18 protein-coding genes are annotated in these 21187 nt (G+C 58.5%); 9 read left to right on the top strand and 9 right to left on the bottom strand.

The features are described 5' to 3' along the window. Positions 1-222: 222 nt before the first annotated feature. From D8U60_RS04740 to D8U60_RS04760, 5 genes are all read right to left on the bottom strand, one after another. Positions 223-561, bottom strand: a complete 339-nt coding sequence (locus D8U60_RS04740; RefSeq protein ID WP_110646373.1) for a HopJ type III effector protein — start codon at positions 559-561, stop codon at positions 223-225. After that, a complete protein-coding gene (locus tag D8U60_RS04745) occupies positions 554-850 on the bottom strand; it encodes a DUF1244 domain-containing protein (RefSeq protein WP_056782977.1) in 297 nt (98 codons plus the stop codon). Before D8U60_RS04745 ends, D8U60_RS04740 begins: the two co-directional genes overlap by 8 nt. 112 nt (positions 851-962) lie before the next feature. Continuing rightward, positions 963-1334, bottom strand: a complete 372-nt coding sequence (gene folX / locus D8U60_RS04750) for a dihydroneopterin triphosphate 2'-epimerase (RefSeq protein ID WP_016771653.1) — start codon at positions 1332-1334, stop codon at positions 963-965. A gap of 72 nt (positions 1335-1406) precedes the next feature. After that, positions 1407-2117 (bottom strand): dihydromonapterin reductase, encoded by a 711-nt coding sequence (folM, locus tag D8U60_RS04755; protein WP_130899588.1) that lies wholly within the window; start codon positions 2115-2117, stop codon positions 1407-1409. A gap of 58 nt (positions 2118-2175) precedes the next feature. Beyond that, positions 2176-2745 (bottom strand): antibiotic biosynthesis monooxygenase, encoded by a 570-nt coding sequence (locus D8U60_RS04760; protein ID WP_122610816.1) that lies wholly within the window; start codon positions 2743-2745, stop codon positions 2176-2178. Between the two features lie 211 nt (positions 2746-2956). On the opposite strand from D8U60_RS04760, the gene D8U60_RS04765 reads away from it, so the two are divergent. Further along, positions 2957-3916 carry a MerR family transcriptional regulator gene (locus D8U60_RS04765; protein WP_122610867.1) on the top strand — a complete coding sequence of 320 codons (960 nt, stop codon included), beginning with the start codon at positions 2957-2959 and terminating at the stop codon, positions 3914-3916. 3 nt (positions 3917-3919) lie between these two features. Here D8U60_RS04765 and D8U60_RS04770 read toward each other — a convergent pair whose 3' ends face one another. Continuing rightward, positions 3920-4525 (bottom strand): hypothetical protein, encoded by a 606-nt coding sequence (locus tag D8U60_RS04770; protein ID WP_024011639.1) that lies wholly within the window; start codon positions 4523-4525, stop codon positions 3920-3922. A 54-nt stretch (positions 4526-4579) separates the two neighbouring features. Continuing rightward, positions 4580-5056, bottom strand: coding sequence for a PAS domain-containing protein (locus tag D8U60_RS04775; RefSeq protein WP_024011640.1), 477 nt, complete (start codon positions 5054-5056; stop codon positions 4580-4582). Between the two features lie 154 nt (positions 5057-5210). On the opposite strand from D8U60_RS04775, the gene D8U60_RS04780 reads away from it, so the two are divergent. The 4 genes from D8U60_RS04780 (at position 5211) to D8U60_RS04795 (ending at position 8591) form a co-directional block, all read left to right on the top strand. Then, positions 5211-5666, top strand: coding sequence for a flavodoxin (locus D8U60_RS04780; RefSeq protein ID WP_130899589.1), 456 nt, complete (start codon positions 5211-5213; stop codon positions 5664-5666). Between the two features lie 175 nt (positions 5667-5841). Beyond that, positions 5842-6624 (top strand): class II aldolase/adducin family protein, encoded by a 783-nt coding sequence (locus D8U60_RS04785; RefSeq protein WP_130899590.1) that lies wholly within the window; start codon positions 5842-5844, stop codon positions 6622-6624. Further along, on the top strand, positions 6624-7526 hold the full coding sequence (locus D8U60_RS04790) for an alpha/beta hydrolase (protein WP_130899591.1): 903 nt from the start codon (positions 6624-6626) through the stop codon (positions 7524-7526). Before D8U60_RS04785 ends, D8U60_RS04790 begins: the two co-directional genes overlap by 1 nt. Before the next feature lie 153 nt (positions 7527-7679). Next, a complete protein-coding gene (locus tag D8U60_RS04795) occupies positions 7680-8591 on the top strand; it encodes an SDR family oxidoreductase (RefSeq protein ID WP_122610812.1) in 912 nt (303 codons plus the stop codon). 43 nt (positions 8592-8634) lie between these two features. Here the strand turns inward: D8U60_RS04795 and D8U60_RS04800 are convergent, their stop codons facing one another. After that, positions 8635-8895 carry a hypothetical protein gene (locus D8U60_RS04800; protein ID WP_122699983.1) on the bottom strand — a complete coding sequence of 87 codons (261 nt, stop codon included), beginning with the start codon at positions 8893-8895 and terminating at the stop codon, positions 8635-8637. Then, on the bottom strand, positions 8895-10976 hold the full coding sequence (locus tag D8U60_RS04805) for an S-type pyocin domain-containing protein (protein WP_130899592.1): 2082 nt from the start codon (positions 10974-10976) through the stop codon (positions 8895-8897). The genes D8U60_RS04800 and D8U60_RS04805 overlap by 1 nt, the downstream gene beginning before the upstream one ends. A gap of 710 nt (positions 10977-11686) precedes the next feature. Here D8U60_RS04805 and D8U60_RS04810 point away from each other — a divergent pair. The 4 genes from D8U60_RS04810 to D8U60_RS04825 all read left to right on the top strand — a co-directional run bounded on the left by D8U60_RS04810 (position 11687) and on the right by D8U60_RS04825 (position 21181). After that, the gene (locus D8U60_RS04810; protein WP_038860649.1) at positions 11687-13480 is read left to right on the top strand and encodes a DUF1302 domain-containing protein; all 1794 of its coding nucleotides are present in this window, start codon (positions 11687-11689) and stop codon (positions 13478-13480) included. 23 nt (positions 13481-13503) lie between these two features. After that, positions 13504-14871: a DUF1329 domain-containing protein gene (locus tag D8U60_RS04815; protein WP_016771641.1), complete on the top strand. Its 1368-nt coding sequence runs from the start codon at positions 13504-13506 to the stop codon at positions 14869-14871. Positions 14872-15009: 138 nt separating this feature from the next. Next, on the top strand, positions 15010-17565 hold the full coding sequence (locus D8U60_RS04820) for a LuxR C-terminal-related transcriptional regulator (RefSeq protein WP_130899593.1): 2556 nt from the start codon (positions 15010-15012) through the stop codon (positions 17563-17565). Positions 17566-17716: 151 nt separating this feature from the next. Next, positions 17717-21181 carry a DUF6543 domain-containing protein gene (locus tag D8U60_RS04825; protein ID WP_130899594.1) on the top strand — a complete coding sequence of 1155 codons (3465 nt, stop codon included), beginning with the start codon at positions 17717-17719 and terminating at the stop codon, positions 21179-21181. Positions 21182-21187: the final 6 nt, after the last annotated feature.

Consider the following 21187-nt stretch of genomic DNA (forward strand, 5'->3'; position numbering starts at 1 on the left):
GAACAAGTCGGGGCGTTTGCTGGAACCACCATCAGTGCGTTTTCACACAGTCTGAGAGACTGGCCGGTTTTTTTGTGCACGCTCTTCCTGCTCCAACGCAATTCGATCGTTCCCACGCTCTGCGTGGGAATGCAGCCCGAGACGCTCTGCGTCCCAAAGCGGACGCAGAGCGTCCAATGAGGCATTCCCACGCGGAGCGTGGGAACGATCCGAATCCCGTTGTTAGCGGCGGGTCAGTGGTTGTGCGGTGAATTTCACCCCGGCCAGGCCGTGCTTGATCAACGCGCGGATATTGCCGTGATCGCTGCCCTCAGGCGTCGCCAGCACCGAACGGTAATGCTCGCCGAACGCCAGCAGCGCTTCTTCATCGCTCAGACCTTCCAGCAGTGCCAGACCCAGGGTCTTGCAGGAGCCTTCGTTCTGCCCTTCAGCGTTTTCCACGCCGCCGTTGTTGAATGCTTGCGGCTGGTAGTCGTAACCGGCGGCGATGAACGCCAGGGTGTCGGCGAAAGCATGCTCGCCACTCTTGAGGCTGGCGCGCAGGGTGTTCAAATCAGTCATTGGGTTTTCCTTTGGCAAACGCTGCTTGCTGCTCGGCGCTGGCTTCTTGCTGGTATTGGGCTTTCCACTCGGCGTAGGGCATGCCGTACACCACTTCGCGGGCGTCATCGAGGCTGACCTCGATCTGGCGTTGGTCGGCTTCGGCCTTGTACCACTTCGACAGGCAGTTGCGGCAGAACCCGGCGAGGTTCATCAGGTCGATGTTCTGCACGTCCTTGCGGCTGTCGAGGTGGGCGACCAGTCGGCGAAAGGCGGCGGCTTCGAGTTCCAGGCGTTGTTGATCAGTCATGGGGGTCTCTTCGAGACAGCTTCAAGCGGCAAGCTGCAAGCTGCAAGATGGATCGGGGTCGGCTGTTAGCTTACCGTTTGAAGCTTGAAGCTTGAAGCTTGAAGCTTGAAGCTCAGCGGCTCGCCGCGAGCGTAATCGATACCGACTCGGCGAAGCGCAGGGCGTGCGGTTTGTCGACTTCGACTTCGGCGTACAGCACCGATGCATTGGTCATCACCAGGTCGAGCAATTCCTGGGTCAGGCGTTCGAGCAGCGCGAAGCGGTTACCTTCGACGTGGGCGATGATCGCTTTGGTGATGGTGCGGTAATTCAGCGCGTGGTCGATGTCGTTGTCACGCACCGCCTCCTGCGCTGCGTACAGGATGGTCAGGTTGATCAGCACATCCTGCTTGTTGAGGATTTCGTCCTCGTTGATGCCGATAAAGGTGCGCAGACGCAGATCCTTGACCCGGATGCGCGCCATTCCCGGTTGAAGTTGTGGCATTGATTTGCTCCGTCCAGTCTATTGCAGGCGTTCTGGTGGATCTTACTCGACTCGCGGCCGAAGCGGGACGGCCTATTTGACGTGCCGTCCACCGTTGACGGTGAGGGTCGTGCCGGTGACATAGGGATTGTCGAGCAGATAGCGCAGGCTCTGATAGATCACCTCGCTGCCCGGCTCGATACCCAGCGCGGACTTGGCCAACGCCTTGGTGCGGTACGCCGCGTCATCGTCGGGGTTGAACAATAACAGCGCCGGGGCGATGCCGTTGACCTTGATGGCCGGCGCAAAGCGCGCGGCAAACGACAGGGTCAGACTGTCGAGCCCGGCCTTGCTGGCGCAATAACCGATGTGCTTGCTGCTGCCTTTGCGGGTGACATCGTCGCTGATGTGGATGATGTCGGCAGGTGTCGAGCGCTGCAGCAACTCGGTGCAGTGCAGGTTGATCAGGTAAGGCGCGAGCATGTGAATGTTGAACATGCGATTGAAGGCCTGTGCTTCGCTGCCCTGGGTTTCCGCCAGCCATTCGGAGGCGTTGTGCACGACGGCGCGCAAGCTGTCGGTGTGGGCTTTCAGCGCGTCGATGAAGGCAAGAATCCCGGCCTCGCTGGAAAAGTCCGCGAACAGCGCTGTCGCGCCAAGATCGCGAAGGGCCTGCACGCCCGGTCGCTCGGTGCGGTAAGTGAAAATCAGCGGGTGGCCGTCCTCGATCAAGCGCTGCGCGCAGTGCAAGCCGACACGCTGGCCGGCGCCGGTGATGAGGATCGGGGCTGCGGAATCTGGCATGGGCGGCTCGCATCGCGGTTGAAGCGAAAACTATAACAGGCTCGCCGCCCGCTGCAGATCAGCGATTCTGCGCCGACGCTGCGCCAGCCAATGGCCGCGTCGGCGTGCTGTTCAACCAGTTCGCCAGCAGGCGCGTCGACAACGGGATGAAGAAATACACCATCAGCGGCGTCAGGCACGCCGTGCCGATCAATATCCGCGGCAACAGGCTCAACTCAGCCAGCAGCGGGCCGAGGATAAAGTTGAAAATCAGCGACACCGGGAAAAACGCCAGCCAGATCGCCACGGCCTGTTTCCAGCGCGGTGGGCGTTGCCCGGCAGCACCAAACCAGCCTTCAATGCCGCTGACCCGGTGCTCTTTAGGATGTTCGAACAAATCGCTGCCGCGGTTCAGCCAGGCGGTACGCGACGCCGAATATTCCCAAGCATGCAGCGTCTGCTCATCGACAAAGCGAAAGATGATCTGGAATTCGTTGTCACCGGGCGGTGGCGCAAGGACGCCGGAGCCCAAGTAGCCGGGGAAGTCGGTGGCCAGTTGCTCGCCTTCGCGCAACCATGCAATGAGGTCGTGATAGCGGCCATCAGCGACGCGACGCGCTACCATGAGCGTGACGGGGGAAGTAGACATTTTGTATCTCCGTATTTCGAGTGCGTCGTTCCGGGTAAGAGCTTCGCCTGACGCAGGCCGGGGTAGAGGCCTGCGCTTTACTACAAGCAAGGATTATTCCTGATTTTGTCGATTAAACCAGCCTCAATCGTCGTAGATCACTACTTGAAGGTTTCCAGTCCATCATGTTTAAAATGGGATCCAATAAACCGACATGGAAGTTGAACGCCAGATGCCTGTAATCACGGACACTCGCCCGGCCTCAACAGCACCCGGCACGCTCGAGCGCGAAGAGCTTTTCCCTATCCGCGAAGTGGCGCGCCTGACGGGCGTCAACCCGGTGACCCTGCGGGCTTGGGAGCGTCGCTACGGATTGATCCAGCCGACGCGCACCGAAAGCGGGCATCGTTTGTATTCCATGAACGATATCGAGCGCGTGCGCAGCATCGTCGACTGGATCGATCGCGGCGTGGCCGTGAGCAAGGTCGGCAAGATCCTGGCGAAAACAGAGCCTTTGAAGGTGCTGGCAAACTTTATCCCCGATGACCATGTGCAGGCCGATTACAAGCAATGGCAGGAGCAGGTTCAGCAGGCGGTCAGTGCGTTCGACGATCAGCAGCTGGATCGCGTCTACGGGCAGATTTTCTCGTCGTACGCGCTGCCGGTGGTGTTTGAAGCCATTCTGATGCCGTTGTGGCGTCAACTGCTGCAGCGCCAGGACGCTTTCGGGCAAACCAGCGAATGGTTGTTTCTCGACGGATTTCTCAGGGCGCGCGTGCTGCAGCGCATCGTCATGCTGCGGGGGGCTCAACCGCGCCGGGTGGTCGTCAGTGCGCTTGCGGGGCAATGCAGAGAGCTTGAGTTGCTGGTCGCGGCGCTGTTTCTCAGTGGCAACGATTCTGGCGTGCGGGTGCTCACCACGGGCCAGCCTTTCGATGAATTGACGCTGGTCTGCGAAAAGGTCAAGCCTGACGCACTTGTGCTGTTTTCCAATCATGCCCCCGGTCCAGAGCTGCCCCGGCGCCTGAATCGTCTGGCACTGAGTCTGGATTGCCAATTGATGTTGGCCGGCGATGCCTCGGAACTGGCCGAAGAGAGTCTGGCCGGTTCATCGGTGGCATGCCTGGGAAATGAGGGCGCGACAATGCGTCAACGCATGAAGCAATTCATGGCAGGCAAACTGGATACCTGAAACTCAGGCGTGCAGGGCGGGGTGAGTCAAACGATGCTGTTGCAGAATGAACTGGCGCAAGCGCTCGGTTTCGTCGGCATCGGTCTGGCTCAGTTCGTAAGCGAAGAAACCTTGCTCGGTTTCACGCTCGAAATGGCCGCGCAACGAGATGCGCTCATAACCGGAAGGGCTGAACCACAGGGCGAAATGTTTCGGTGGTTTGGTCTTGTTGCGCACTTCCAGCAACACACCTTTGTGCGACACCTCGTGCACCCACAGCGTGCCGGGCTGGCCTTTGGCGTTTTCCAATGCCACCGGCTCTTCCAATACCAGGCGCCACGGCCGCACCATCGGGCCGTCTTCATAGATGCTCGGCACACCGAGACGCAGATGCAGCGCGTGGAACTCGTCTTCCACCAGATGCAGCGGAAAAGTCATCTGTTGATTTTCGAAGTTGGCCTGGATCGTCACCTGCTCGTGAGCAGCCAGACGTGTCAGCAGGTCACGGATCTGCGAACCACCATTAACCAGCAGACTCGACGTTGCATCCCGCACGTTAAGTTGCGGGTTGTGCTGCATGGTCTGGATGAAATCCAGCTCGTCCTGGGTGAGGAGGGCGTCGCGCTGCATGGCTAACTCGAAGTGAATAGTTACAAAGTCATTGGTGATTGTAGTTAATGACCATCAGTTCGCGGTTTTGTTTGCGCCGTTCGTCGCTTTGAGTGCCGCCAGCTCGCTTTGCAGCGCCGCCACTTGAGCTTCCAGCTGCGCAACCCGCTGCTGCGCCTTGACCTGAACCGTCACATCTTTCTGCACACCGATGAAATAGGTCTGCCCGTCATCGGCATTTTTTATCGTCGACAATGACAATTCGTTCCAGAACGGCGTGCCATCCTTGCGATAGTTGCGCAGGATTTCCCGGCAGGAACCGCCTTCACGCAATGTCTCGCGAATCAGTTGCAGACTTGGTTGATCACGGTCTCCAGCCTGCAAAAAACGACAGTCCTGGTAGAGGATTTCCTCACTGCTATAACCGGTCATGCGCTCGAAGGCAGGGTTGACGTAAATAAGGATGTTGTCCTGCTCGCCTTCCTTTTCAGCGACCACGATTCCGTCATTCGACGCATTGATCACCATTTGCAGCAGGCTGGCGTTGATCATCCGAGAATCCCTTCCGTTATGTCAGTGGCAGGCATTCTAGAAGAAAGCCGCGGACTGTCTATAGGCCATCCGCTTGCATTGAGAGCCAATCGCAACTTCGCGGCATGGGCTGTTACTATCGCGGCTCTTTTTTTTCAGTTCCAGGATCAGATTGATGAAAGTCGCCATCCTCTCCGGTTCGGTCTACGGCACCGCCGAAGAAGTCGCCCGCCACGCCCAGAACCTGCTGAAAGCCGCCGGCTTTGAAACCTTCTACAACTCGCGCGTCGCGTTGGCCGATATCCAGGCGTTCGGTCCCGAGGCCCTTCTCGCTGTGACTTCGACCACTGGCATGGGCGAGCTGCCGGACAACCTGCAACCGTTGTATTCGACCCTGCGCGATCAGTTGCCTGCTTCGTTGCGCGGCCTGCCCGGCGCGGTGATCGCCCTCGGTGATGCCAGCTACGGCGACACCTTCTGCGGCGGTGGCGAGCATATGCGCGAACTGTTTGCCGAACTGGGAGTAAACGAGGTTCAGGAAATGCTGCGCATCGACGCCAGCGAAAGCGTCACGCCGGAAACCGATGCCGAGCCGTGGCTGGCGCAGTTGATTGAAGCGCTCAAGGGCTGATTGCGGGCAGTAATCGCTGCACCTTTTAAGCGTTGTTGCGTTGAAACGGGTCAAGGCTGTTTACCCGGCTGACTCGTTCAGTCATCAAGCTGGCTGCCAATGCAACTACGCGATGCCCTGCGCCTGACTAGACTGCTGACACGAGCAGAACAAGAAGAACGCAGAGGTGCATACAGTGAGCGTAGCCCCCGTCCAATCGTCGCCGAACGTCAAAGATCAGGTCAGCGCTGCCGAGTGGCAGACCCGTGTCGATCTTGCCGCCTGTTATCGCTTGGTCGCGCTGCACGGCTGGGACGATCTGATCTTCACGCATATCTCGGCCAAGGTGCCCGGCACCGAAGATTTCCTGATCAATCCGTTTGGCCTGATGTTCCACGAGATTACCGCTTCGAGCCTGGTGAAAGTCGATCAGGCCGGCAACAAACTCATGGACAGCCCCTACGAAATCAACCCCGCCGGCTACACCATTCACAGCGCCGTCCACGAAGTTCGCCACGATGTGGTTTGCGTGCTGCATACGCACACTGCGTCAGGCGTTGCAGTGTCGGCGCAAAGGCAGGGGGTGCTGCCGATCAGTCAACAGTCACTGTTTGTGTTGTCGAGCCTGGCCTATCACGCCTACGAGGGCGTGGCCCTGAACCATGAAGAAAAGGCGCGCCTGCAAGCCGACCTCGGCGACAACAATTTCCTCATGCTGCACAACCACGGTCTGCTCACCTGTGGTAGCACCATTGCCGATACGTTTCTGATGATGTTCACCTTCCAGCGAGCCTGCGACATTCAGGTCATGGCGCAGACTGGAGGTGCCGAACTGATCGCCATCGAACCGCAGATTCTCGCCGGCGCAAAGGCAATGATTGCCGGCGTCACCAAGAGCACGCAGGGCATGGGCGGCGCGCTGGCGTGGCCGGCGCTGCTGCGCAAACTCGACCTGCAGGATCCGGGGTATAAATTCTAATGCCGCTCGCCGAGATTCCTCTGAGTGTCTGGCGCAAGCGCAGCCGGACTTTTGTCTTTCGTGGCCAGTCGATCCGCTACTGGACAGTCGGGCAGGGTGAACCGTTGCTGTTGATTCACGGTTTCCCCACTGCCAGTTGGGATTGGCATTACCTGTGGCAGCCACTGGCGCAGCGTTATCAGGTGATCGCCTGCGACATGCTCGGTTTCGGCGATTCGGCAAAACCGCGTAATCACACCTACAGCCTGCTGGAACAGGCCGATCTGCAACAGGCACTGCTCGCCCATCTGCAGGTTGAACAAGCGGTGCACATCCTCGCTCACGACTACGGCGACAGCGTCGCTCAGGAACTGCTCGCACGGCACTATGAACAGCGCATCGAAGTTGCCAGTTGCGTATTCCTTAATGGCGGTCTGTTTCCGGAAACCCATCGTCCGCTGCTGATGCAGAAACTGCTGCTCAGCCCGATTGGCTGGCTGCTCGGCCGCGCCTTCAGCCGTGAGGCGTTGGTCAAAGGTTTCCGGCAGATCTTCGGCCCGCAGACCCAGCCATCTGAAAGCGAACTGGATGATTACTGGAGTCTGGTCGAAAGCAACCATGGCCCGCGCATCCTGCACAAATTGATCACTTACATTCCTGAGCGCCGGGTGCAGCGCGAGCGCTGGGTGGCGGCCATGCAGCAGGGTGACATTCCCCTGCGGGTGATCGACGGCGCATTTGACCCGATCTCCGGCATGCACATGGTCGAGCGATATCGTGAACTGATCCCTGATGCAGACACCGTGCTCTTACCTGGCATCGGCCACTATCCGCAAACCGAGGCGCCGGCGCTGGTGCTCAAGCACTATCTGGCGTTTCGCGATCGTCTGGTATTGCCACCACGCAAAGTGGCGTACTCCTGATTCTCGCCGAGAGCACAGGCTCTCGGCGACCGGACACTCGATCATCCCTCAGCCTTATCGCGCACCATTCAGCCGCAGCCGTGTTCGTTGTGACCCAAAGCGTCGTGCCTGACACTCGGGTTCATTACCTCTTGGCCTGCTGGAGTTGCCGCGATGAATGAACCTGTGCGTTTTGAAGATAAAGTCGTGATAGTGACCGGCGCCGGTGGCGGCCTCGGGCGTGCCCATGCGCTGTTGTTCGCCAGACAGGGCGCCAGGGTGCTGGTCAACGATCTCGGTGGCTCGACACAGGGCGAGGGCGCCAACGCTTCGGCTGCCGACCGCGTAGTGGCGGAAATCCGCGAGGCCGGCGGTATTGCCGAAGCCAACCACGACTCGGTGACTGACGGCGACAAACTGGTACAGAACGCCCTCGATGCCTTCGGCCGCGTCGACGTCGTGGTGAACAACGCCGGGATCCTGCGCGACAAGTCATTTCACAAGATGGACGACGCCGACTGGGATCTGGTCTATCGCGTCCACGTCGAAGGCGCCTACAAGGTTACCCGTGCTGCCTGGCCGCATCTGCGCGAGCAAAACTACGGTCGCGTGATTTTCACTGCGTCGACTTCTGGCATTTACGGCAATTTCGGTCAGTCCAACTACGGCATGGCCAAACTCGGGCTGTACGGGTTGACCCGAACGCTGGCGATCGAAGGGCGCAAGAACAACATTCTGGTCAACGCCATCGCCCCGACCGGCGGCACGCGCATGACCGAAGGCCTGATCCCGCCGCAAGTATTCGAGCAACTGAAGCCGGAACTGGTCAGCCCGCTGGTGGTGTATCTGGCCAGCGAGCAATGCCAGGAAACGTCCGGCCTGTTCGAGGTCGGCGGCGGCTGGATGGGCAAGGTGCGCTGGGAACGCAGCCTCGGTGCCGGCTTCGATCCGCGCGAGGGGTTCTCGCCGGAAGACGTCGCGGCGCACTGGCAGCAGATTTGTGATTTCGAAGGGGCGGCGCATCCGAAGGACAATATTGAAGCGTTGAAGGAAATGATGGCGAATTTGCAGAAGTATTCGATTTGAAGTTAACGGAGCCACCAACCCTCGCGGCGGGTGGCTCCAGTTTTCAAATGTATCTTTTTTCTGTCATGAACTTGGGCGGCTTCCAGTTAGGTCCTTTGATAGCTAGGCCCTTTTCTCCCTCCAGCAAAACTCCTGCAGCGAAGAGCCGAGCGTACGATGCTTCCAGGGTCCCATACTCGTCGATCAGGTCTCGATTGTGGCGTCTGATCATCATGTCCAGATGTGGCGTTGCCTGAAGTAACGCGAACACCGTAACTATGTCATCCAGAGGTTCATTTTTAACAATCATCTCGACGGTACTCATTACCACATCTCCTTCAGCAATTTCTGGTAATCACGTTCTTCCTGCTCCATTGCTGCAGCCAGTGCTTCGGGCGTGTAGAGAAGTGCGGGATCGTCTTTCAACTGGAAATCTTCCAACGTTGCCGTATGCACGTTATTCCAGATCGGTGACCCGATCTCTGGCATCTCGGTATCACCAAAGCCTAAAGCTCTGAATCTTTCGAACTCCCTTATCTCGTGAGCGTAGAAACGTTTGTCAGTGTCGGAAGCTTCGAGTTCTCCACGAGCGATTCGCTCCAGGCGATCAAGCATCACGTCATTGGCAGCTGATTGCGGAAACTTTGAAATGTGTAACTTCACGATGTCCGTTCCTTCCGATGAAACAGCGGCTGTTGCCCACTGCAAATCTGATATTTCATCTCCAATCTCGTCAGGGTTGAAACTACGCCCGCTGTGCTTCCCCTCTTCGGTCGCCCCTTCATAAGGACTACTGAACACCACATAAAGCGGCTCAATCCCCGAATCATCCGGAAACACGATGATGAATCGATCCCAGCCTTCAATCAGGATCGGGTTCAGATCCAGCCGCCCTTCAACCGCAACAACGGAAGCGCCGGAATAGGCGGGCGAACCGGTATCCACTATTGGCAAAGCGGTCGATTGGTCGCCCGGCGAGATTGCCGGCGTCCAGGTCAGGAAGTCGGTAGGCGAGTCCGATAGTGCGACCTCGTATACGTCGTTGAGCAAATCGTATGCGGCATTGAGGACCAGCACACTTGAGCGAATATGGAAGTCATCACTCGTAGCGATGAACACTTGCGTGCCAGCCCCGAGTCGCCTGACGCCTAGCCCGACCTGCATCTCCAAAGTGCCCTGCCGGTCTGCGATTTCACGCAGCGTCTCGGCCGGCTCGGACGACAACTCGGCCAGTGGAACGCTCATGGCGAAGCGTTCGCCGTTGCCCAGAGGTGACGGCATCAATAGCGCTGCGAACCCCATCAGTACTGGACTGCCGAACAGCGCCGTGCCCGTCGCTGTCAGGGTCGCTTTTGCCGTACGTAGTGCATTGAGTATTCCCGCCGAGATAGCCGGGCTGAGCGGGACGGCTGTCGAAACGAAAGAAACGGCCGGGCCGTTGCTGGCCATTGCTCCAGAGGACGGAAAGACATGCTTCCTGTCCTCCTGTAACCGAGCCTGTTCTGCCGCATGGGCCAGCGCCGTTGCTTCAGCTTTGGCTTGTGCCTCGGCCTGGGCGATTTTCAACGCAGCCAGCCGCTCTTTCTCCCGAGCTTCAACCTCAGCATTCAGGCGCGCGGTCTCAGCCGCCAATCGAGCCTGTTCGGCATCCCGACGCTGTTGCTCCGCCAACGCGGCCAGACGCGCCTGTTCGCGTGCGCGAATTTCTTCCTGCTCCCGGCGCACCGCTTCGGCAATGTCACGCTGGCGCTGTTGCTCAGCGGCAATGTGGGCACGTTCTGCAGCTTGGCGTTGCGCCTCTGCCGCTGCCGCCTGGGCCTGATCCTGGGCTTGTACGGTGGCCAGCCAATTGAGTACGCCAGCCTGTTGCTGGTTGAGCAGCGCCAATGTCTGGCCCAGCAGCCGCGCTTCGTGGGCGGCCCGAAAGGACTCGCTCCACAACGCTCTGCTGCGGACCGCTGCGCCATGCGCGCGCCGATTGGCCGATGCCTGATTCAGGTAATCCTTGAAGGTTTTTCCCAGTGGATCGCTGCCATAAAAGCGGTTGGCGATGGCGGTCTGCCGTTGAAACTCGGCGCTCTTGCGTTGAATTAACGTGTTCCTGACGCCCACTTCGCGGGCCAGTGCTGCGGCAGGTGGCAGAGGATTGGTCGGTCCTTCCAGCCTGGTCGCCGCCAGTTCGACCTCAATGGTTTGGGTAATCGAGGCGGTTCTTGCGTTGAATTTCTGTTCCACGGCGACTTGCGTTTCATGCATCAATTCACGCGTCTGCGCATTGGCGCCGGCAGGGCCGAACATGCCACTGTAGGAGTAATTCATGTCGCGTTCTTTGAACGGTTCGAAGCCATCAGCACCGAACTCCCTGATATGTACTGGATCCAGTTCCAACGGTGGAGGCTTTGGCATATTCATGTCCTTTTGAATGTGCGTTTTCACTCGCTCGAAAAGTGCGCACGGGTGGCGATGACATCCGTGTCACCAGCGAATGGTTGAGGTGTTTCAAGTTACCTCAGAGTGGCGGTAATCAAATCCGAGAAGCCCGTCAGTAACAGGGCGTTATGTCGAAAGGGTTTTCGCTGGTTTATATCGATGCAGAGGGTATTCGTCCGAGCTTCGAAGAAATGTCTGACACGCCGATCGCAAGCTTTGCCGAACCGCTATCCAGCCTTTTTAAACGCCCATAAAAAAGGCCGCTGCAAACGCAGCGGCCAAGGTAAGACGTTGGATCAAGGAGCTACAAATCAACGTCAGTGAACAGCGGGGCGGTAAACCGAAAACATCGATTTATCCAGAATCTGTAGCCAGTCGCTCGCGATTCAGCGTAGCGGGCTTCGCGCTTTGCGGCGTGTGCCGGGAAAGCGCGCTCAGAATAAGGTCTCAAGCCTGTAGGAAAAATACCGATTCCAGACATGCACTGTTACGGGGCGCGCAACAGTGGGGTGCCCATGAATGGCGCTGATGATGCGCCATCCAGCCAGCCCATGAACCTCTCAAGGCCCCACCGCGCAAGGCCATTCATCCTTTCGAGCGACAACGCAAATACCTCCTTGGTGCGCTTATCGACCGCAGCGACCGGCAGTAGGGTGGGGCCTTCTGTCACTCACCGGGGAAGACGCATGACAAAAACAACAATGCGCGCCATCTTCACACCGCAGGCGCTGGCCGCTGCGGTGGCTCTGGGTTGCGGCGCCCAGGCGCACGCGGTCGCCTTCAACATCGGCGAAATCGAAGGCACCTTCGACTCGTCACTTTCGGTCGGCGCAAGCTGGGGCCTGCGCGATGCCGACAGTTCGCTGGTCGGCACGGTCAATGGCGGCAGCGGACAATCGTCCACCGGTGATGACGGGCGGCTGAATTTCAAGAAGGGCGAAACCTTCTCGAAAATCTTCAAGGGTATCCACGACCTCGAACTGAAGTACGGCGATACCGGCGTGTTCGTGCGGGGCAAATACTGGTACGACTTCGAACTCAAGGACGAAGACCGCGAGTTCAAACAGATCAGCGACAGCGGCCGCAAGGAAGGCGCCAAGTCTTCCGGCGCGCAGATCCTCGATGCCTTCGTCTATCACAACTATGCCATCGCCGATCTGCCGGGCACCGTGCGGGCCGGCAAGCAGGTGGTGAGCTGGGGCGAAAGTACCTTCATCGGCAACTCGATCAACAGCATCAACCCGGTCGACGTCTCGGCATTCCGCCGTCCCGGTGCCGAGATCAAGGAAGGCCTGATTCCGGTGAACATGCTGTTCGGTTCGCAGAGCCTGACCGACAAACTTTCGGTCGAAGGCTTCTACCAACTGGAGTGGGACCAGACCGTTCTCGACAACTGCGGCACCTTCTTTGGCGTCGACGTCGCGGCGGACGGTTGCAACAACGGCTACACCGTCGGCAGCCCAGCGGTGGCGCCACTGGTGCCGCTGACCACCGCGTTCGGCCAAGGCATTCAGGTCACCCGCGAGGGCGTGGTGATCCCCCGTGGCGGTGATCGCGATGCGCGCGATTCCGGGCAGTGGGGCACGGCGCTGCGCTGGCTCGGCGAAGACACCGAGTACGGCCTCTACTTCATGAACTACCACAGCCGTACGCCGACGGTCGGCACCACCACGGCGGGGCTGTCGACACTGGCGGCATTGCCAGGCATGGTCGGCATTGCCAACGGCCTCGCGCCTGGCAGCGGTGCGGGGCTGGCGCAAAGCGTGATGCTCGGGCGCGGTCAGTACTACCTCGAATACCCGGAAGACATTCGCCTGTACGGCGCGAGTTTTTCCACCACGCTGCCCACCGGCACCGCGTGGACCGGTGAGGTCAGCTATCGGCCGAACGCGCCGGTGCAGGTCAACACCAACGACCTGACCCTGGCGCTGGTCAACCCGATTGCCGGCGGCACCGCATCGCCACTCGCTACTTCGCCGGGTGCGGACAACAAAGGCTACCGGCGCAAGGAAGTCACGCAGATCCAGAGCACCCTCACGCACTTCTTCGATCAGGTGCTCGGCGCCGAACGCCTGACCGTAGTCGGTGAAGCGGCGGTGGTGCATGTCGGTGGTCTGGAGTCCCGCAGTGAGCTGCGTTACGGCCGTGATTCGGTGTACGGCCAGTATGGTTTCGGCGGCGATACCGACGGCTTCGTCACCTCGACTTCGTGGGGCTATCGCGCCCGGGCGATTCTCGATTACGCCAACGTCATCGGCGGGATCAACCTCAAGCCCAACCTGTCGTGGTCCCATGACGTCGCCGGTTACGGCCCCAACGGTCTGTTCAACGAAGGTGCGAAAGCCATCAGCTTCGGCGTCGATGCCGACTACCGCAACACCTACACCGCAAGCCTGAGTTACACCGACTTTTTCGGTGGCGACTACAACGTCCTCGAAGACCGTGACTTCGTGGCCTTGAGCTTCGGCGTGAACTTCTGATCTGCCCGAGAAGGATGACTGCAATGCGCAAAACGATTCTGCAATGTGGCGTGCTGGCCTTGAGTCTGCTGGCCGCCAACGTGATGGCGGCGGTGTCGCCGGATGAGGCGAACAAACTCGGCACCAGCCTGACCCCGCTCGGCGCCGAGAAGGCCGGCAATGCCGACGGATCGATTCCGGCCTGGACCGGCGGCATCCCGAAAAACGCCGGTGCGGTGGACAGCAAGGGCTTCCTCGCCGACCCGTTTGCCAACGAAAAACCGTTGTTCACCATCACCGCCGCGAACGTCGAGCAATACAAAAGCAAGCTCTCCGATGGCCAGGTGGCGATGTTCAAACGCTACCCGGAAACCTACAAGATCCCGGTCTACCCGACCCACCGCACCGTGGGGGCGCCAGCGGAAATCTACGAGTCGGCCAAGCGCAGCGCGCTCAACGTCAACGCGATCAACGATGGCAACGGCCTGGCCAATTTCACCGGCAATCGCTACTACGCCTTCCCGATTCCGAAGAACGGCGTCGAGGTGTTGTGGAACCACATCACCCGCTACCACGGTGGCAATCTGCGGCGGATCATCACCCAGGTCACGCCGCAGACCAACGGCAGCTACACGCCGATCCGCTTCGAAGAAGAGATCGCCGTGCCGCAATTGATGAAAGACATCGACCCGGATAAAGCCGCCAATGTGCTGACCTTCTTCAAGCAATCGGTGACCGCCCCGGCGCGGTTGGCCGGTAACGTGCTGCTGGTGCATGAAACTCTCGATCAGGTGAAGGAACCGCGTCTGGCGTGGATCTATAACGCCGGTCAACGCCGCGTACGTCGCGCACCGCAAGTGGCCTATGACGGCCCGGGTACAGCGGCCGATGGCCTGAGGACTTCGGACAACTTCGACATGTTCTCCGGCGCGCCGGATCGCTATGACTGGAAACTTGTCGGCAAGAAGGAAATGTACATTCCCTACAACAGCTACAAGCTCGACTCGCCGAAGCTCAAGTACGACGACATCGTCAAGGCCGGGCACATCAATCAGGACCTGACCCGTTACGAACTGCACCGCGTCTGGGAAGTGATCGGCACGGTGAAACCGAACGAGCGGCACATCTACGCCAAGCGCCACATGTACATCGACGAGGACAGCTGGCAAGTGGCACTGGCCGATCACTACGACGGTCGCGGGCAACTGTGGCGCGTCGCCGAAGGTCACGCGCAGTACTACTACGATCATCAGGCCCAGGCTTACACGCTGGAAGCGCTCTACGACATCATTGCCGGCCGCTACATTGCGTTGGGCATGAAGAACGAAGAAAAGCACAGCTTCGAATTCGGCTTTGAAGCCAAGGCCGCCGATTACACCCCGTCGGCTCTGCGCGCCGAGGGCGTACGGTAACGGGTCTGCTGTACCGCTGGACAAAAGGCGACCGCACGGTCGCCTTTTTTATGGCCATCAATCAGCGTGCTGAATACTTGTCAACAAGGGCGCGGGAGAGGGCTAGGGTGAGCGCACAACGATAAGAAGGCTCACCCGATGACCGCCATGACCCCGTGCCTGGATCGACCCGGATTTTTGCCCAGGCTTTCTTCGCATCATCAACCTCGCAGCCGTTTGAGCGCACCTTTGCTGGCATCCAGCGCGCGGGTGAAGCTGTTGTGCGCGCCCGCGGGCAGTGGCAAAACCGCACTGCTCACCGAATGTCTTCTTCAGGTGCGTGCAGAGTGCGAGGCCATCTGGCTGCCGCTGGCGGGCGCGGCGCTCAGCAGCGAAGAATTTTGCCAGCGTCTGACGCGGGCGCTCGGGCTGGTCGAAGGCCTTGACGATACGCAACTGATGGCGGAGCTGGCTCATTGGTCGAGGCCGACGTCGCTGTTCATCGACGATTACAGTCGTCTGCCGGATCCGGCTGTGGATGCGCTGCTGGATCGCCTGCTGGCGGTCAGCAGCCCGGCGCTCACCTGGTGGGTCAGCACTCGGCGCCGGCCGCAGTGCAACTGGCCGCGGCTGTTGCTCGATGACGAACTCTACGAATTCGAAAGCGCCAGCCTGGCGCTGACTCACGATGAAGTGGTATCGGTGTTGCACCATTTGCCGCCAGACCAGGCCGAGCGTGTCGCTGCCCGTATCATCCAGCGTACCGGCGGCTGGTGCGCGGGGGCGCGCATGGCGCTCCTGCAAAAGTGCGATTGGTCGCAAAACCTGCAGCCGCAGCAGCGTGTCGACACTCTGCTCGATTATCTGCAGCACGAACTCTTCAGCAACCTGACCCCGGAGCAGGACGAGGCATGGCGTGTGCTGGCTCATCTGCCACGGTTCAACGCGCCGTTATGCGAGCATTTGTTCGGCCCTGGCGAGGGCGCTCAGTTGCTGCGTGATCTGCAAGTGCTGGGCTGCTTCATCGAGCCTTGGCAAGCGTCCGCTGACTGGCTCCAGGTGTTCCGCCCGCTGTCGCGAATCATCCAGGAGTCGCATTGGCCGTGCGCGCGTTCCTGGCACCGGCGCGCCTGTCAGTGGTTCAGCGCGACGCAGGATTGGCGAGCGGCGTTCGAACAAGCGTTGTTGGCCGAGGAATACGAAACTGCCGTCAGCCTGTTGCAGCATTTCAGCTTCGAAGACTTGTTCGAAGACCAGACGGTCGTCCTGCTGTTGCGTTTGCACGAGCAGCAAAGCCAGCAGCTGACCCTGATGACACCCCAGCTGATCGTGCTGGTCACGGGCGCCTTATTGTTTGCCGGCCGGTTCGAACAGGCCGGGCAATGCCTGGCTCATCTCGGCCGCTTCATGCCGCAACCGACAGCGCAACTGGAGCAGCAGCTGCTGGCCCGCTGGCAGGCGCAACAGGGATGGCTGTTTCACCTGCAAGGGCAAATGGAGCCGGCACGCGCCTGCTTTCAGGAGGCGTTGTCCGCACTGGCTGACGATGCCTGGCAGGCCCGTGTGATGTGCTTGTCGGGACTGACCCAGCAGGCGTTGCTGTGCGGTGAGCTCGATCAGGCCCATGCCCTCAACCGCGAGGCGCTGTGCCTGGCGCGGGCTCACGGCTCGTTGCTGTTCGAAGGCTTGCTTGAGCTTGACCATGCGCAATGGCTCGAGCAGCGAGGCGCGCCTTTGCGTGCGGAAAGCCTGCTGGTGGAGATCGAGCACTTGCTGCGTCAGCGCAGCATGGTGCCCACGCCGCTGCTCGGCCGCATCGCCCTGCGACGCGGACGACTGGCGCTGTGCATGGGCCTTGAAGAGCAGGCTGCGCAGTTGTTCAGCCAGGGTCTTGAAGATTGCCTGCGCAGTGCAGACAAACGAGTCTTGTACGGCTACCTCGGGCAGGCGCAACTGGCCGGCAATCGCGGCGATTATGCCTGCGCTTTCGAGCGCCTGCGCGACGCCGAAAGGGTCATGCAGCAGCGGCAGATTCCCGATACGGTCTATCGCGGTGTTGTGTTGCAGGTCAGCAGCCAGTTCTGGTTGCAGCAGGGCCGACCGCATCTTGTCCAAGAAGCGTTGAGCCGACTGTTACGGCATTACCGGGGACCTTCTGCATTGCAGGCGCCACCCGCGACGTTCGAACTGATTATTCGCATCGAATACCTGCTGGCCTGCGCGAATGCGCAATCGATCCCTGACGAAACCGCTCTGCCCACCATTGAACGATTGCTGAAACGCGCTCAGGCCAAAGGCATGTTGGCGGCGGAAACGGAGTTGCTGCTGGCCTTCGCCCAGTTGGCCGAATTGCACGGTGACACGGTGGCGGCGCAGCAAGCTTTCCAGCGAGCCGCAATGCTGGCGGAGCGCTGCCGGTTGCAGCAAGCCATGCGCGAGTGGGAATTACGCCGAGGCAGCGCCGGCACGGCGTCTGGCAAGCAGATTCCTGTCTGGCTGAGCGATAACGCTGATCATGCCCCGGGCCTCAGTCGACGCGAGCGCGAAGTGCTGACATTGATTGCTCAGGGTGCTTCGAATCAGCAGGTTGCCGAACAACTGTTTATTTCATTGCATACAGTAAAAACCCATGCGCGACGTATTAACGGAAAGTTGGGTGTGGAGCGTAGAACTCAAGCGGTGGCAAAAGCAAAGTTGATGGGGATACTGATTTAGGTTGAGAAGTTTTGCAGTACAAAAGATTGCATGTGTTTGTTGGCATGTTTTGTAAATTGTTCGCCCTTCAAGTTGCCTGGAAAAGAAACTACCTTGCAACTATCTACAGCGGCTGTGTTCGCAGCTCTGGATAGTCAAGTAAGGAAAAGATGTGGTCAAGTTATATAAAAGTCTGATGCGTGGTTCTTTGGGTGAGCAAGTTACCTGGCCTGAAGAGTGGGAAAAGGCAATCCAGGCAAAGGAAGATCTATTCAAGATCGTCGACGCCATGCCGAGGGTGCTGGATATTCTTCGCAGCATGCTTGGCAGTGAATTGAAGCGTTTGGGCAAGACAATCGATATTGACAAGGTTTATATCAATACGGACTCGGCTTTTCCCGATAATGGAAGTCGTCCTTCTGGCACTCTTTGGGAAGTGACTGTTCATTGTCTTGATAATAATGTCAGCCCCGCTTACATAATGGGCGGTGATGGGGTTTATTCTCTGCCGGACACCCGGAATGAGCAGTTCAAGGTCAGTGCTCTCAATGTCCTTATTGTCGAGGATCTGATTGCTGCGGTGACCACCGGGTTGCAAAAGACATTGCAAACCGAGATCGCAAAGTTCTGGGCGGCGCCAGCCTGGTCCATGCGACCGGACACGGCACCGTTGTCCAATAAGCAGACTTTCATCGAAGCCTGCGCCGTGGTCACCAGTGCAGAGCTTTCGCTGTCGGTCATGGCCAACAATTTTGACGCCTGGTTGGGCGAGCGATTCGCTCATCTGCTTGAAGCAGATGGCGGTCGCGCAGCGTTTGAAGTCAGGCTGCAACCTGAACAGGATTACCTGCTGTCGCTTCAGCCTTGTTTCGTTCTGGACAACGCCGAGCGTGCGGGTGCAGAAATGCCGCTGGTGAATGAGTCAACCTCTTATCTCCTGCATACGCCGGAAAACGGCTTTGAATTTTTTGAAAAAAATATCGATCTGCATAGCAAACTTCAGCAGCGACTGTCCCTGGGTGGAGACCAGATCAGGTATCTGAAAGCCGCGCAAAGTCCTCATGCATTTTGTGCCGAGGCTCACCTCAAAGGTCAGCTTGAAAGTGTTTCACTCTTGATCGGCGGCCAGGAACAACTGGCAAAACCGCTGACGTCCATGCTGCAGGACAATCAAGGCCTGCATGTGCTGCGTTACGGCATCGAAACCCGCTTCTATCTGCTTTGGGCTGCATTGAAACGCACCGATTGGCCGCTATGGCTGCATGCCGCTGGTAGCGATATGCAACAGCGCTATAGCGAGCTTGAAGAGTCGCGGGATCAATACCAGGCTGTCTACTCAAACACCTTCAATGCATGTTTTTCATTCAAGGATTATGTAGTGCGCACATTCACCGAATGGGCGGACAGAGTACTTGGTGAACAACTGGATCCGGAATCGATAAGTGTCCATAGCTCGTACAGTCTGCAAATTGCCGGGCGTACTATCGAACAGGAAGAAACCCGGACGCTGACGGAGTTTATTGTTTTCGGGCTGCACGACACTGGTTATAAAGCGGCTCTGACTATCATCGGCGCTCCCGCCGGAAGTCGGCTGACGGCAGTAGCGCTTGAACAGTGGCTGGAAAATCGTAACCTGCGACTGGAATTTACCGGCAGTCTTGCATACTCGCCCTCGGTGGCTTACCAGGAGGCTTATCGCAACTATCTCTGCAGTCAGATGGAGTTCGCGGCTTTTGTTGCTCGTCACTCCGGGAAACTGGATTCCACTGATGCCAATATCATCGCGCGGGCCATGGCCAATGATCCTGCGGTGACTATTCAGGGGTTGAAAATCAGACTGCAAGCGCCAGCGCTGAAAGACGTTCTGATGATTTCGGCCAAAGAATACGTGCCGTCGCTGATGCTGGTCAAAACAGCTGGAGGACAATTCGAACTGCAGAAATTTCCCGATATCTACGCCGCGAACCGCTGGCTGGAGTCGGCATTGTCGGCGGATCGTGAATACGCCGCATTGATGATCCATCCCGACTACCTGCAAGAGGCGGGTGAGTTGCTTGGCAGCGCTGGCACTCAACTGAGCTACCGCTACACGATTGATAGCCGGCCGGTCGATTTTTATCTGAACGCCAAAGCACCGTTGGCGGACTACGCGAATGTCGCCTACCGCGCCGAAGTTGCCCTGCACAAGGCCATTGCACCGGCCGGTTATCGGGCGCTTGGCTTCGAGGGCCGCAAGCGCTATTCGCGTCTGAGCACCGAATTCAAGGCACTGTCCATGGTTGATGCGCGAGACAATGGTTTTCCGACATTCGAGCAATTCACTTATGACTCGGTGAAAGCTCAGATCGAAGACATTTTGCGTTCGCGTGGCAGTTACGTTTCGGTCAATCCCGACCAGATCATTGTGCAAACCGAAGACTTTCGTAAGAGCGTTACCGACGTTTTGCTTGAAGGACTCGCTTTTGAAGCGGCGCATCCGGCCTACGAAACGAAATTCAGCCCGAAATACTATTTGGTCAACGGCCATCCCATCGTTGAAAAACTGGATATCCGCGACCTTTCCTCGCTGTCGAAAACATTCCGTCCCGGCGACAGATATACCGCGATGCTGAAAGAGCAATATCAGAACAAGGCGCATCCTGATTACTCATTCAAACGCGCTGTACACGCCCGGAAAATCCGCTGTGAGATGTACCGTAATGCATTTGCCGACTTTACCAACGGCAGATTAACCACTGAATCTTTCTCTGCTGTCCAACGGGTTATCGACAATCTGAAAGAAGGGGGCGGCTATCCATCAATCGTCAATAGCGTCTCCGAAGGCGACATCGGGCTGTATAAATTCAACATCGGCACGCTGGGTCTGACAGCTGCCGGGGACCGTACAGTGGGTGGCGTTTATATTTTTCGACTGAAGTTATCGTCAGGTTTCTTCGACTTGCTCTATACGCCTGACGCGCCGGATCAAGTCAGCTTCCGGCCGATCGCCGAGTTCATTCCTTCGATTCGTTTTCGAAAAGGCCCGTTCAGGACCTACTACAGCGAGCGGATACTGCTGATTGACCAGAAAGTGATCAATGATTACTTCGATAATCTGGTCGCAACGGTTGATACCCGACCGGTCATTCGCACGCAGCAGCGTTCGTTACTGCCCGATCTGTTCACTTTCCACGACGAGCGCGTGCGCCGTGTATTGAGTGACATCGACGAACGGACCACCAGTCTCAATGAAATAATTGCCGCCCTGGTTTATGAAAACCTGTTGAAGGCCGCGAACATCGTCAGCCTGGTGGTGCCACCCGTAGGCACTGTGGTGGTGGCTGTGCAGGTGATGAAAAGCATCTACGACGCGTCGCAGTCGCACCGACGGGGTGATTATTCGGCCGCGCTGGGGCATGTGCAGGATGTATTGAGCGGACTGCTGACATTGGGTCAGGCTGCAGCGGCGGGGGCGCCGGTTAAAGAACTTACCCGTGCGCAACGCTCGTTTCTAAGTCTGTTTGAAGACGCCCGCACGGTCGCGGAACTCGTAACGTATTACACCGGCCATGAAGACCCCGCCGATCAGCTGATCGGTTTCTTCAAGTCACTGATGCAAGAGGGTGACAGCGCATTGAGCAAGACCACGGTGCGTTGAGTCGTT

The sequence above is a fragment of the Pseudomonas sp. Sample_11 genome (assembly GCF_004307505.1).
Classification (GTDB): domain Bacteria; phylum Pseudomonadota; class Gammaproteobacteria; order Pseudomonadales; family Pseudomonadaceae; genus Aquipseudomonas; species Aquipseudomonas atacamensis.